Origin of the sequence: Alteribacter keqinensis, assembly GCF_003710255.1 — a bacterium.
In the GTDB taxonomy this organism is placed as follows: Bacteria; Bacillota; Bacilli; order Bacillales; family Salisediminibacteriaceae; genus Alteribacter; species Alteribacter keqinensis.
The window spans coordinates 52,922-65,622 of sequence record NZ_RHIB01000004.1; the positions used below are offsets into that span (position 1 = coordinate 52,922).

15 protein-coding genes are annotated in these 12,701 nt (G+C 44.0%); 13 read left to right on the top strand and 2 right to left on the bottom strand.

All coding sequences use genetic code 11. The features are described from left to right. The first annotated feature begins 80 nt into the window (after nt 1-80). The 8 genes from EBO34_RS18880 (at nt 81) to rpsI (ending at nt 6,526) form a co-directional block, all read left to right on the top strand. The gene (locus EBO34_RS18880) at nt 81-1,025 is read left to right on the top strand and encodes a DNA-directed RNA polymerase subunit alpha (RefSeq protein WP_122901556.1); all 945 of its coding nucleotides are present in this window, start codon (nt 81-83) and stop codon (nt 1,023-1,025) included. 77 nt (nt 1,026-1,102) lie between these two features. After that, complete coding sequence (gene rplQ / locus EBO34_RS18885; RefSeq protein WP_122901558.1) at nt 1,103-1,465, top strand: 50S ribosomal protein L17; 363 nt, start codon at nt 1,103-1,105, stop codon at nt 1,463-1,465. Nucleotides 1,466-1,729: 264 nt separating this feature from the next. Then, nucleotides 1,730-2,578 (top strand): energy-coupling factor transporter ATPase, encoded by an 849-nt coding sequence (locus EBO34_RS18890; RefSeq protein ID WP_122901875.1) that lies wholly within the window; start codon nt 1,730-1,732, stop codon nt 2,576-2,578. Continuing rightward, entirely contained in the window at nt 2,554-3,432 is an 879-nt protein-coding gene (locus EBO34_RS18895) for an energy-coupling factor transporter ATPase (protein WP_122901560.1), read from the top strand. The genes EBO34_RS18890 and EBO34_RS18895 overlap by 25 nt, the downstream gene beginning before the upstream one ends. Beyond that, nucleotides 3,425-4,222 (top strand): energy-coupling factor transporter transmembrane component T family protein, encoded by a 798-nt coding sequence (locus EBO34_RS18900; protein ID WP_122901562.1) that lies wholly within the window; start codon nt 3,425-3,427, stop codon nt 4,220-4,222. Before EBO34_RS18895 ends, EBO34_RS18900 begins: the two co-directional genes overlap by 8 nt. A gap of 26 nt (nt 4,223-4,248) precedes the next feature. Then, a complete protein-coding gene (truA, locus tag EBO34_RS18905) occupies nt 4,249-5,016 on the top strand; it encodes a tRNA pseudouridine(38-40) synthase TruA (protein WP_122901564.1) in 768 nt (255 codons plus the stop codon). Nucleotides 5,017-5,674: 658 nt separating this feature from the next. Further along, nucleotides 5,675-6,112, top strand: coding sequence for a 50S ribosomal protein L13 (gene rplM, locus EBO34_RS18910; protein ID WP_122901566.1), 438 nt, complete (start codon nt 5,675-5,677; stop codon nt 6,110-6,112). Between the two features lie 21 nt (nt 6,113-6,133). Continuing rightward, nucleotides 6,134-6,526, top strand: a complete 393-nt coding sequence (rpsI, locus tag EBO34_RS18915) for a 30S ribosomal protein S9 (protein WP_122901568.1) — start codon at nt 6,134-6,136, stop codon at nt 6,524-6,526. Between the two features lie 119 nt (nt 6,527-6,645). Here the strand turns inward: rpsI and EBO34_RS18920 are convergent, their stop codons facing one another. After that, nucleotides 6,646-7,794 (bottom strand): tyrosine-type recombinase/integrase, encoded by a 1,149-nt coding sequence (locus tag EBO34_RS18920; RefSeq protein WP_122901570.1) that lies wholly within the window; start codon nt 7,792-7,794, stop codon nt 6,646-6,648. Nucleotides 7,795-7,836: 42 nt separating this feature from the next. Continuing rightward, on the bottom strand, nt 7,837-8,868 hold the full coding sequence (locus tag EBO34_RS18925) for a hypothetical protein (RefSeq protein ID WP_122901572.1): 1,032 nt from the start codon (nt 8,866-8,868) through the stop codon (nt 7,837-7,839). A gap of 144 nt (nt 8,869-9,012) precedes the next feature. Here EBO34_RS18925 and EBO34_RS18930 point away from each other — a divergent pair, with 144 nt between their 5' ends. From EBO34_RS18930 to EBO34_RS18950, 5 genes are all read left to right on the top strand, one after another. Then, nucleotides 9,013-9,192 (top strand): XRE family transcriptional regulator, encoded by a 180-nt coding sequence (locus EBO34_RS18930; RefSeq protein ID WP_183163961.1) that lies wholly within the window; start codon nt 9,013-9,015, stop codon nt 9,190-9,192. Between the two features lie 22 nt (nt 9,193-9,214). Continuing rightward, complete coding sequence (locus EBO34_RS18935) at nt 9,215-9,499, top strand: helix-turn-helix domain-containing protein (protein ID WP_122901576.1); 285 nt, start codon at nt 9,215-9,217, stop codon at nt 9,497-9,499. Continuing rightward, nucleotides 9,492-10,364, top strand: coding sequence for a bifunctional DNA primase/polymerase (locus EBO34_RS18940; protein ID WP_122901578.1), 873 nt, complete (start codon nt 9,492-9,494; stop codon nt 10,362-10,364). The genes EBO34_RS18935 and EBO34_RS18940 overlap by 8 nt, the downstream gene beginning before the upstream one ends. Then, nucleotides 10,361-11,824: a YfjI family protein gene (locus EBO34_RS18945; protein ID WP_122901580.1), complete on the top strand. Its 1,464-nt coding sequence runs from the start codon at nt 10,361-10,363 to the stop codon at nt 11,822-11,824. The genes EBO34_RS18940 and EBO34_RS18945 overlap by 4 nt, the downstream gene beginning before the upstream one ends. Nucleotides 11,825-12,092: 268 nt before the next feature. After that, nucleotides 12,093-12,647, top strand: coding sequence for a hypothetical protein (locus EBO34_RS18950; protein WP_122901582.1), 555 nt, complete (start codon nt 12,093-12,095; stop codon nt 12,645-12,647). Nucleotides 12,648-12,701 lie beyond the last annotated feature (54 nt).

Consider the following 12,701-nt stretch of genomic DNA (forward strand, 5'->3'; position numbering starts at 1 on the left):
CGGAATGTGCCCATTGAGGGATTCCGGAAGACCTGATCCGGTCGTCCGGGGTTTCGACGTTTTGAAGGAGGGTTTGTGTAATGATCGAAATCGAAAAGCCAAAGATTGAACCGGTTGAACTTAGTGATGACGCATCTTACGGCAAATTTGTTGTAGAACCGTTGGAACGTGGATATGGAACAACGCTCGGAAACTCTCTGCGCCGGATTCTTTTATCCTCTCTGCCAGGTTCAGCGGTAACCAGTGTACAATTTGATACCGTTCTTCATGAGTTTTCAACGATTGAAGGCGTATCTGAAGATGTAACTGAAATCGTTCTGAATTTGAAGAAGCTTGCTCTTAAGATCTACTCTGATGAAGAAAAAACATTGGAAGTAGAAGCACAAGGGGAAGGAGTCGTTACGGCTGCTGACTTGATGCACGATAGTGACGTGGAGGTTTTAAACCCTGATCTTCACATCGCAACGCTGTCCAAAGGTGCGAATTTCCACCTTAAGTTAACAGCAAACACCGGTCGCGGTTATGTTCCTGCTGAAGGAATTAACACAAGCGAACTGCCAATCGGTGTCATTCCGATCGACTCTATCTATACACCTGTTTCACGTGTGAACTTCCAAGTGGAGAACACGCGTGTCGGTCAGATTACCAACTATGATAAACTGACAATGGATGTGTGGACAGACGGCAGCATTCGCCCGGAGGAAGCAGTTTCCCTTGGAGCTAAAATCTTAACGGAGCACCTGAATATCTTTGTCGGTTTAACAGATCAGGCACAAAACGCCGAAATTATGGTCGAGAAAGAAGAAGACCAGAAGGAAAAAGTGCTTGAGATGACGATTGAAGAGCTTGATCTCTCTGTACGTTCATACAACTGTCTGAAGCGTGCCGGAATCAACACTGTTCAGGAGCTAACACAAAAATCAGAAGAAGATATGATGAAAGTCCGTAACCTAGGACGCAAATCGTTAGAAGAAGTTCAGGAAAAGCTGGGCGAATTAGGCCTTGGCTTGCGCAACGAAGAATAGTCTCCGAAAGACTTCTTTTTCGCAGCAACTTCCTCTTCTATTAGATACGGACAACCTTTAGAGAAGGAGGGACTCACATGGGATACAGAAAATTAGGTCGTGACAGCTCAGCGCGTAAGGCGTTGTTCCGCGACTTGACTACTGACTTAATTATCAACGAGCGAATCGAAACTACTGAGCCAAAAGCAAAGGAGCTTCGTTCAATCGTAGAGCAAATGATTACTCTTGGAAAACGTGGTGATCTTCACGCACGTCGCCAGGCAGCTGCATTTGTTCGCAATGAAGTAGCTGACGAAGAAAGCGGTACTACTGCTGTTCAAAAGCTATTTGATGATATCGCAACACGTTATGAGGACCGTCAAGGCGGATATACTCGTGTACACAAGCTAGGACCTCGCCGTGGGGATGGCGCAGAAATGGCAATCATCGAACTTGTATAAGTGATTGTTGTAAAGGGCGAGACTCAGAATCTGGCATTCGACAGGTTCTGTTTCTATGCCCTTTTTTTGTAGAAGCTGTTCGCAGAAACAGTTTGAGTAAGGCAGTGTTTACAAGGGGCACCCTCTTGTAAACACAAGGGCCTGCTCTTATCAAAGATAGGTTTGTCAAGATCGGATTCCTGGCATTACTCATGCCGGGTTGTTATCCAAAGCAAGAAGACAACATGATGCACTCCAGAGATAGAAAGAGAGGAAGCCGGTACCATGGATAAATCAGATTATCACATCAAGGTTGAAAACCTGACTTTTCGATATCGTGAAGACGATGCTGCGGTCCTTGACGATGTGAGCCTTACTGTACCCCGTGGACAGTGGCTGGCTGTAACAGGCCACAACGGATCCGGCAAATCAACGTTGGCAAAAATGCTGAACGGCCTTCTCATCCCAGACCAGGGAGTCGTATCAATTGGAGAATGGACAACAGGAAATGACAGTCATATCACAATGATCCGGAAAAAGCTGGGGATGGTTTTTCAAAACCCGGACAACCAGCTGGTAGCACCAACCGTTCAGGATGATGTGGCATTTGCTCTGGAGAACAGCGGTGTAGAACCTCGGGAAATGAAACAAAGAGTAATGGCTCATATAAAAAAAGCAGGACTTGAAGGGCTCGAAAATGCTGAGCCTCATAAGCTGTCAGGAGGCCAGAAACAGCGTGTTGCAATCGCTGGTGCCATGGCACTGCAGCCTGATGTCATCGTCCTTGATGAAGCAACTTCCATGCTTGATCCAGAAGGGCGCTCAGAGATTCACAGCCTTTTGCATGAACTCAGACAAGACGGGAAGATGACGATTATCAGTATTACACATGACCTTGATGAGGCTATGTCTGCTGATCGTGTCGCGGTAATGAATCAAGGCAGGATTATTGCTGATGGAGCGCCATTAACCATATTCGAACAAACAGCATTATTGCAAGAAGCAGGACTTGATGTACCTTTTATTATTCAGTTGCGCCACGAACTGGAAAGTCAAGGTGTTGTTCTTTCTAAAAGCATACGTACAGAAAAAGAGATGGTGGATGCGATATGCACATTAAAGCGCAAGACCTAGGCTTTACGTATATGAAAAACACCCCGTTTGAAAAGAGAGCACTCCGGGGTGTAAACCTTGAGCTTAAAGAGGGCTCAAGAGTGGCAATTGTGGGCCATACAGGATCGGGGAAGTCAACCCTGGTCCAGCATATCAACGGTCTCCTTGTTCCTTCTGAAGGGAGCTTGACAGCCGGGGAGGTGGAAATCCGTCCCGGGACTAAACAAAAGACGCTGGCGAAACTGAGACAGCAGGTGGGCATGGTGTTCCAATTTCCGGAACACCAGCTTTTTGATGAAACAGTGGAGAAAGACGTGGCATTCGGTCCCCTTAATTTCGGCTATTCACGTGAAGAAGCGTTCCGTCTTGCCTGTGAAGCCCTTGGTAAGGTTGGGCTCCATGATAAAGAGCTCTATCAAAAATCTCCTTTCGACTTAAGCGGGGGTCAGATGCGCAGGGTTGCGATTGCCGGAGTCCTTGCTAGTAACCCGGACGTGCTCATCCTTGATGAGCCCACAGCGGGACTTGACCCCCAGGGACGGATAAACATGATGGAGCTGTTTTCTGACTGGCAGAAGGAAAAACAAGAACGATCCTATGTTCTTGTTACTCATCATATGGAAGATGCGGCAACGTACGCTGACTATATTTTTGTTATGCATAAAGGTTCCCTTGTTTTTGAAGGATCTCCTGAAGAGGTGTTCTCCGATGAAGCTCGGCTCAAACAATGGGGACTGGGTGTTCCGAAGAGTTCCAGTCTGTTAATGAACCTTTCAAAAAGGACCGGAGCACCACTGACTGTAACAGCGTTCACCCCTGAGGATGCAGCTTTGGAGATTGCCAGGTTTCTTAAGGGGGACGAAGGCAGTGTTTGATAATATTATTATCGGCCAGTACGTTCCCCGTGAATCAGTCATTCACAGAATGGACCCGAGAGCAAAGCTCATCTGTCTTTTCGTTTTTATGATCGTCTTGTTTGTCGGTAACCGGATCACAGCTCTTGTTCCCGGTATATTTTTTGTGATGGCAGCGTTTCTTCTGGCACAGATCCCTCTTCGTTTTTTTGCAAAAGGATTAAGGATCATTGCTATTATTATTTTTATTACTTTTATCCTTCACCTTTTTATGACCAGGGAAGGGGATGTTCTTTTTCAGGGAGGATGGATTACGCTCCATGAAGGGGCGCTTACCCAGGCTTCTTTAATTGCCCTGAGGCTTTTGCTGCTTGTAATTCTGGCATCTATGCTCACGCTTACGACAACGCCGATCGATTTAACCGACGGTCTTGAAAAGCTGTTTGGTCCTCTGAAAAAAATCGGTGTTCCAGCTCACGAACTGGCTTTGACCATGAGTATCGCCCTGCGGTTTATTCCTACACTCCTCGGAGAAACAGAGAAAATCGTAAAAGCACAGATGGCAAGAGGGGCATCATTCTCAGAAGGGTCTCTCGTGAAACGGGCAAAAGCCCTCGTTCCGTTATTGGTGCCTCTTTTGATCCAGTCCTTTAAACGGGCTGAGGATCTGGCAACGGCGATGGAGGCAAGAGGGTATGACGGGAGTGCGAACCGGACGAAATACCGTCAGCTTCACTGGAAAAGGTCGGACACCCTGATGCTGGTGATCACCGTTTTAACCGGCGTGGTCATATTTTTACTCAGAGGATAAAGGCAAACATGAAAGCAGGTGATTAGATGACCCGGTATGTATGTCGCGTTGCCTATGACGGCACCGCATTTTCCGGCTACCAGGTCCAGGCGAACGGCCGGACGGTTCAGACTGCATTCGAACAAAGCTTGAAGAAACTTCATAAAGGCGTTGTAGTAGAATCCAAGGCATCCGGACGGACCGATGCAGGGGTTCATGCTAAAGGGCAGATGATCCAGTTTGACTCTGAGCTCGGTATTGCTCTTGAAAACTGGCCCATTGCCTTGAACGCCGTCTTGCCGCCGGATGTTGCCGTAATGGCTGTGGCAACGGTCCCTGACGACTTTCATGTGCGCTACGATACAACCGGTAAGGAATACCGCTACCGCATCCTCAGAGGACGCCAGAAAGACGTCTTCAGACGCAACTACACGTATCAGCCCTTTCCGCTGATTACCGATGTGGAAGCCATGAGAGCGGCTGCTGGGCATCTACTCGGTACCCATGATTTTACGAGCTTTTGTTCACCTCGTACGGACGTAGTGGATAAAGTGCGGACCATTACAGAGGTGGAGATCGTGGAAGAGGCGGATGAGCTGCTGCTACGCTACAGAGGGAGCGGCTTTCTTTATCAGATGGTGAGAATCCTTACGGGAACGCTTGTAGAAGTAGGGCAGGGAAAAAGGCCCCCTGACTCTGTTAAGGACATTCTCACAGCCAAGGACAGGGATGCTGCAGGGCCGACTGCTCCAGGACACGGCCTGTACCTCTGGGATGTGTTTTACGATACCGATCTGTTTAAGAAAGGGACGTGAGGGCGAAGCCGATTTAAATGAGGTTACTATTCGTTCGTGTTGATTGTTATTTTATACACCAACAGTATTTTCGTAAAAATAGTTGTTTTTCGACAAGGCTCTGTTAAAGTCAGGTGTTGATTTTACGCTCATTTCGCTCCCTTTCCGCCGGCGCCGGTGAGCCTCCAGGAGGCTTATGTCTGCTTCTTCCTCTACCAGGAACGTTACGCAGATTTGTGCGGTGAAGCAGCTCGCAGCTGATTAGTAGTGTAACCGCTTGTTGCTTCCGCAGGAGAGTCGCGCATTCGCTGCAATCAACATTTCTTAATAAATCAACAATGCACTTTAACAAAGAAAAATGGAGCGAAAGGCGGCGACTCCTGAAAGAACAGCATCAAATGAAGACTCCGCAGGGTGGTTTTCCCGGGGAGGCTGAATTGATGCCCGAGGAAAGCGTCCGCCTGCAGCGTAATTTACCTTTGTTAGAGGTCAAATGGTATTGGAAGAAAAAAACTTCACGTGACAACGAATCCTGGTGTAACATTCTATTGACATCACTGTCTCAATAGGTTAAGATGGTCTATGGTATTCTAAAGCCCACTAGCCCCGGGCAGACGAATCGTTTTGTAACAATGTAGTTATGATTTTGGTATTGAAGTATTAGGAGGGAAATAATCTGATGCGTACGACATATATGGCAAAGCCTAGCGAAGTAGAACGTAAATGGTACGTTGTAGACGCGGAAGGTAAAACGCTTGGTCGTCTTTCAACTGAAGTTGCGTCAATTCTTCGTGGAAAGCACAAGCCAACGTTTACACCACACATCGACACTGGAGATCACGTAATCGTGATCAACGCAGAAAAAATTCACCTGACTGGTAATAAGCTTGCTGACAAGATGTATTACCGTCACTCTCAGCACCCAGGCGGACTTAAGAGCATGACTGCTCAAGAGATGCGCGATCGCAAACCGGTAAAAATGCTAGAGCTTGCGATTAAAGGAATGCTACCAAAAGGGTCTCTTGGCCGTAAGCAAGGCATGAAGCTTCATGTTTATGCCGGCAGCGAGCACCCACACCAAGCACAACAGCCTGAAAACTACGAATTACGCGGTTAATAAAGAAGGAGGTTATCCACTTTGGCACAGGTTCAATACTACGGAACTGGTCGTCGTAAGCACTCCGTTGCACGTGTACGTTTAGTACCTGGTGATGGCACAATCACTATCAACAAGCGTGACATCGATGAGTACTTCGACCTTGAAACTCTAAAACTTATCGTAAAACAACCACTAGCTGAGACTGAAACAGAAGGTACGTATGACATTCACGTAACTGTTCACGGCGGTGGCTACACAGGACAAGCGGGTGCGATCCGTCACGGTATCTCTCGCGCGCTTCTAGAAGCAGATCCTGAGTACCGCACATCTCTTAAGCGTGCTGGCTTCTTGACTCGTGACGCTCGTATGAAAGAGCGTAAGAAATACGGTCTTAAAGCAGCTCGTCGTGCTCCTCAGTTCTCTAAGCGTTAATTACCAAGGCTTTAAAGGCTCTCAACCATTTCTGGGTTGGGGGTCTTTTTTGTTCTGATAATCGTTTTTGACCACATTTTGACCACAAAAGTTTTTTTGACCGCAGATATGACCGCAGATCATAGCTCAATGTACTGCTGGAATTTTTCTGCGGTCTTCTCTTTCAGGTAATCGGTGACGTGAGTGTAGATGTTCATCGTCATTTGAATGTTTGTATGTCCCAATCGCTCTTGGACCTCTTTGATGCTAGCGCCAGCTTCAAAGAGAAGTGAAGCGTGAGTATGCCTCAGACCATGGATCGTTATTCTATGGAGGTTATGTTTCTTGATGAGGATATTGAGCTTTTCGTTGAGGTAAGCAGACCGTAATGGCAAGTTATCATCCCGAGTGAATACAATGTTTTCGGTATTAACAGTCATAAAGGCCAGGTTATCTTTTTTCTGCTCAATACGCAACTTCTTTAGCAACTCAAGGGTTTGGGGATCTAAGCTTATTAACCGTCTGGACTCTTTTGTTTTTGATGTTTGAAAGATGTGTTTGCCTCCGGATTGGAACAATGTTTTAGATAACTTTATAGATCTTGCATCAAAGTCAATGTCATCCCAAGTGAGCGCCAGCACTTCACCCTTCCTAGCGCCTGTATAGATGAGAAGTTGAAAGCATACGTGATCCCGTAGTGATAACTCCTCCTTAGTTATAGAAAGGAATTTCTTTAGCTCATCTTTCTTCCAGTAATTTCGATCTTCTGAATTCCCTGGTTCGTTTAAAAACTCTTTTTTCTGTTTCGGGACGGTCACGTGCTCCAATGGGTTCTTTAGTATAATGTCCATTTTTGTTGCGTATTTAAATACCTGATTAGCTTGAATTTTTATGTCATTAACTGAGGCGATTGATTCAGCTATTTCATTAATCATCTTCTGGCAGTAAGAGCGAGTGATCTCTTTAATTTTCAGCCTTCCGAATCGGGGGAGTATATGGATCTTGAACATCGATTCGATTCTTTTCTTTGTACTGAGCTTGATCGTTTTCGAATGATTGTCGTACCATTGGTCGAAAACATCCTGGAAAGTAAGATTTTCATCTTGAATTGATAGCCCATTTTTTATTTCCTGCTCAAATTGATTTGCAGCTTTTATAGCTTCTTTTTTCGTTTTAAAGCCCCTGCGTGTTGTCTGCTTTGGTTGACCTGTTGCGGGATCAATGACTGCCCGTGTCTTAAATAACCACATTTGTCCTTTCTTAGTAGAGTATTTTTGATATGAAGCCATAGTTACCACCCTTTTTCGTTTTAATTTTGTTAGTAGACTGGGTTAATCCAGCCTCTTACCGATTTCCTTGATTATTTTCACCTCCCCGCTATAGCCTTCTTCGATTAACGTGTGGAAGATGGCTTCAATATCTTCATTGTTGTAGTCTTCATAATGCAAGAGTGATTGTTTTAACCACTTTTTTTCATTGTGTTTCTGTGAATGATAGTATCCCTTGCAATTATCTGAGCAATATTCATTGCTGGGTCTGGTAGTTATAAACTGTTTGTTGCATTTTTTCATTTTACAGCGTCTGAATTTTTTACCTTCGTGTTTATCGGTGAAGAATTTAATATAAATAGCTCCAATCAGCGAATTGTAACCCCACCCCGGTGAGTCTGAATTGCTAACGATGTCGAAAAAAGACTGAGGATGCACTTCTTCAAGCATTTCGTTTAAATGTAAGTAGGTAGAAAAAGCTTGGGATTCATGAATGGTCATTGCTTCAATCAAGTCCCTCTGACCTTCTGGGTGGTCCTTTTCTTTTTCCTCTCTGTCGATTACCGCGTTGCGAAACTCCTTTCTCTTTTCTTCGCCCCCTAACTTTAAAAGAGGATTATCCCGCTTATATCTGTTTATATCATTGATGAGTGTTTGATATGTTCTAACGGCTGCTTGAAAAATTATGACGGGCTCTCTGTCTTTTTCGCCATTTCGTCTTTTATTATTTCGATAGAGTTTGCCTTCTTCAAAAAGTCGAAAAGCGTTTTCTTCTTTACTGAGGATTGATAATACACTTTTGGTTGAAGTATATTTTTTTGTATTACTCAATCCTAGTAGTCCCCACATATTTACAAACTCCAGTATATCGTCGTGCTTTTCAGGGTTGATTCGACCAAGGGCAATATGTGGACCATATTGGAGGTTTTCTTCTTCTATATCAGGTCTTACTTTAGGAAGGCGATCTAGTAATGGATTGTATCTGGTTTCTTTTGCGCCTCTCATCGGGACAATAAACTGTATACCGTCCTCTTCTTTAATTTCGTAGTTCGATTTTGGCCAAGTACTATTATCGTCTATAAGTTTAGGTGCCATGTAATGTACTCCCTCTCTTAAATATTTTGACCCCTTTTATAGATATAAAGGGTCAATAAAAAGTGGTACATTAAATATACAACAACAAGAACAACAAGACAACAGAGTATTCATTCATTTCAAAAAACTGAGGGGGAAAATCAATTGAAAAGTAAGGCAAATGAAGAAATTAGACGTCTATTCAAATCGAAGGGATTACAACAATGGGAAGCAGCTGAGTTGATGGAGATCGACGAGAGCGTATTTTCTAGGTTACTGCGTAAAGAACTAGAGCACGAGCAAAAGGCATGGATAATTGAACAAATCACACGCTTGTGCGATTAACGAAGGGAGGTGACAGGAAGATATGAGCGTCAGAATCGAATTACCGGAACACACCTGTTTAGTGCATCGAGATGATCTGAAAGGCGTTTTAAAGGAAGTATTCCTTGAAATAAAAGAGGAATACGATGCTAGCGAGGTTATGACGATCAAGGAAACAGCTACATACCTAAAGGTGAGTGTTCCTGTCGTGAGGGATATGATTGCTGGTAATGAAATACCTTATTTCAGACGAGGCCAGGTTATAAGGCTGAAGCGGTCTGATATAAAAAACTGGATGAAAGGGGAGGTGGGGGGTCAGCATGGTTGATTACGATTGTTCCTCCATTGTCATCTGTTCGTCAGAGGAAGAACCTACACTAAGAGCGGCGCTAGGGTACGCAAATCTGCTTAACTGGGCTGTTTTCCCTGTTCACTCAATTGAAGATGGGCGTTGTACATGCAATAAAGCATGTACAAGCCCTGGAAAGCACCCGAAGACCCTCAATGGTGTTAAGGCAGCTACAGCCCAAACAGATAAAATCATTAACATGTTCTCAGGAGTAACGCAATCAAATATAGGTATTGCTACAGGAGGCCAGAGTGGATTCTTCGTCTTAGACATAGATTCGAAGCACGGAGGAATGGAGTCCCTAGCTGAACTGACAAATTCCTATGGAAAGATGCCTCGCACTGTTAAGGCTAAAACAGGAGGTAATGGCTACCATTATCTGTTCCAGCATCAATACGGAATCCGTAACAAAACAAATATACTACCGGGGATTGATATCAGGGGGGATGGCGGCTATATCGTCGTCCCGCCTTCTAAGCATAACAGTGGTAAAAAGTATACCTGGGAGGTAAGTGGCAAACCGCACCAGACTCCAATAGCCCAAGCCCCGGGATGGTTACTGGATATAATAATCGAACCTGAAGGAAAACGAACAAAGAGAAAGCCTTCCTCTTACTGGTCAGATTTACTTAGTGGTGTGCGTGAAGGGCAACGGAACATCGCGGCAGCATCATTATCAGGATATCTGTTCAGAAATATAGATCCGATCCTAGTTCCCGATATAATGCACCTTTGGAATGAAGCAAGAGTAAACCCGCCCTTAAAAGCGATTGAATTGGAACGAGTGCTCAACTCTGTAGCCAAGCTGGAATTCAAGAGACGACAAAAGGAGGGGAGTGAATGAACTATGTAAATGCTCTGAAAGAATTAGCAGATGATAATGGTTCCCTCATTGAATGGGGGGAACCAATAGGCTTTGATGATTATAAGCTTCCTGAATTCAATACAGCAATATTCCCGGAATGGCTAGGGAACTTTGTAGAAGGGGTAGCAGAATCCACACAAACCCCGAAAGATGCTTCTGGAATAGCTGCAATTTCAATACTATCAACGATACTGGCAAGAAAGTATGAGGTCAAAATCGTCGATGGATGGATAGAGACGTTAAACACATATACTGTAATGGCATTGGGGTCGGCTAATCGTAAATCATCTGTCCTAAAAAGCTTTATCCAGCCTGTGATGGAGTATGAGCGAGAGCAAACACAACTACTGAAATCGGAGGTAGCTAAACAGCAACAGTGGTTCCAGGCGAAACAGAAACGAATTGAAAAGCTTGAAAAGGACTATGCAAGGAGCAACGACCCACAGATAATGGATGAAATCTTTTCAGTTCGAGAAGAAATTGAAACAGCGCCAATAGTCACTTTGCCTTCATTTATCACCGCTGACTCAACCCCCGAGAAGCTGGCTGACTTAATGGCCAAAAATAATGAAAAGATATCAATCTTATCCGCAGAAGGGGCGGAAGTATTTCAAATGATGGCGGGGCGCTATGCAAAGTCATCTAATCTTGACATTTATTTAAAAGGTCATTCAGCTGACAACGTGTCGATCGATCGGATTGGAAGAGAGCCTATAAAACTGCACGACCCAACGCTGACGATCGGATTGTTTGTTCAGCCTTCTGTGGTAAAAGAGATTCCTTCGACTTTTCAAGACAGGGGCTTAACTCAACGATTTTTATATTCATTTCCGGTATCGAAAGTAGGCTACAGAGAGATAGAGCCTAAAGGGATGCTTGAAACCGATAAAACGAATTTTGATATCCATATAAACAAGCTGCTGCAATTAGGAGGCAACACTCCGGTGCATTTAACTCTGGATAAGGAAGCGAAAAGTTATGAGGTACATATGCGTACTGAAATTGAAAAGATGCTTAGAGAGGATGAACTGCCTGAAGGCTTTAAGGGATGGATAGGTAAGTTGGCTGGTCAGATCATTAGGGTAGCCGGACTTTTACATGTTGCTGAACACGTTGGTGGCGCCATTCCTCCAGATCTTAGGATTGATACCTTGAAAAGAGCAGATGCATTAAGAGGTTATTTCATTCAGCATGCTAAAAAAGCACATGGGGTCATGGGTGTAAGCGAAAGCGATGCAGATGCGAGATACTTGTTAAAGAAAATAAAAGAGCAGAACCGGCAAGTGGTGGATTATCGAACTATTCAAGTCTTAACGAACAAAAGGTTCAAAAAATCAGATGAGTTCAAACATACTCTACAGAACCTCGAAAGAAGGGGATTTATCCAGTTGGCTAAGAAAGGAAAGAAAACCATAATCCACGTACATCCGGATTTATAAATGGTACTACAGTTACTACAAAGGTTTCGAGCCATTGATAGTAAAGAGCGGAGGGAGTAGGAAGTTTGTTCCTACTCCTTCCTACACTTACTACAATGAGCTGAAGTAGGAAATGTAGCATGATGTAGTAAACGTGCTGGAACGCTCATTCGATAGTGGATACAGGTGTTTGATCCTAATGTAGTCAATGTAGTACAGAAAGAGAATAAGTTGTCTTTGCAACGACAAACTTCCCTAATGATTTAGGTAAAAAAAGGTGGAATCGTGGATGGGTGGATCTGGATCTGGTATTTATGGTGCTCGCTTAAAGGAACCTAAAATCACTGTGGAACAATGTAAGTCCTTAAAGATCGATCAAGTGAAGAACATTATTGACCCAAATACAAGAGAACTGCCAATGCGTATAGATAAAGATGGTGAATCACAGAACCAAGTGCTTGGTATTGACTGGACTGATTGTAATTTCGGAGGTAAGAGGCCGTGGTTTGTATGTCCAGGGTGTGAAGACAGAAAAGGGAAGCTTTACTTTAGGCACGAAGAATTCTTATGTAGAACATGTCATGACTTAGCGTACCGCCGTACGCAAATCTCAGGGGATCGAGTGTCGGAATTAGACTGGAAGATACAAAAAGTCTGTCGTAGGTTAGGTATCTTGGACGAAGGTTGGTTGAATAATGTCATCCCTCTTATTAAACCAAAAAACATGCATCAAACGGTGTATTTTAGACTTCTTATAATTTTAATGTACCTGAAAGAGAAGAGGACTCAGGAGCAAATCAGAAAATGGAAAAATTTTAGGTGGATGTATTGTAAATATTCTTAGTATGAGTTGCTAATTTGTGGAGCCATAAAAATAAGTGGCCTTTATTCAAAAAAA

Bases quoted from the DNA above. Each gene is read 5' to 3' on its own strand.
- EBO34_RS18950 (WP_122901582.1), top strand. From the start codon at position 12,093: ATGGGTGGATCTGGATCTGGTATTTATGGTGCTCGCTTAAAGGAACCT.
- truA (WP_122901564.1), top strand. From the start codon at position 4,249: ATGACCCGGTATGTATGTCGCGTTGCCTATGACGGCACCGCATTTTCC.
- EBO34_RS18940 (WP_122901578.1), top strand. From the start codon at position 9,492: ATGGTTGATTACGATTGTTCCTCCATTGTCATCTGTTCGTCAGAGGAA.
- EBO34_RS18925 (WP_122901572.1), bottom strand. From the start codon at position 8,868: ATGGCACCTAAACTTATAGACGATAATAGTACTTGGCCAAAATCGAAC.
- rplQ (WP_122901558.1), top strand. From the start codon at position 1,103: ATGGGATACAGAAAATTAGGTCGTGACAGCTCAGCGCGTAAGGCGTTG.
- rplM (WP_122901566.1), top strand. From the start codon at position 5,675: ATGCGTACGACATATATGGCAAAGCCTAGCGAAGTAGAACGTAAATGG.
- EBO34_RS18890 (WP_122901875.1), top strand. From the start codon at position 1,730: ATGGATAAATCAGATTATCACATCAAGGTTGAAAACCTGACTTTTCGA.
- EBO34_RS18935 (WP_122901576.1), top strand. From the start codon at position 9,215: ATGAGCGTCAGAATCGAATTACCGGAACACACCTGTTTAGTGCATCGA.
- EBO34_RS18945 (WP_122901580.1), top strand. From the start codon at position 10,361: ATGAACTATGTAAATGCTCTGAAAGAATTAGCAGATGATAATGGTTCC.
- EBO34_RS18895 (WP_122901560.1), top strand. From the start codon at position 2,554: ATGCACATTAAAGCGCAAGACCTAGGCTTTACGTATATGAAAAACACC.
- EBO34_RS18920 (WP_122901570.1), bottom strand. From the start codon at position 7,794: ATGGCTTCATATCAAAAATACTCTACTAAGAAAGGACAAATGTGGTTA.
- EBO34_RS18880 (WP_122901556.1), top strand. From the start codon at position 81: ATGATCGAAATCGAAAAGCCAAAGATTGAACCGGTTGAACTTAGTGAT.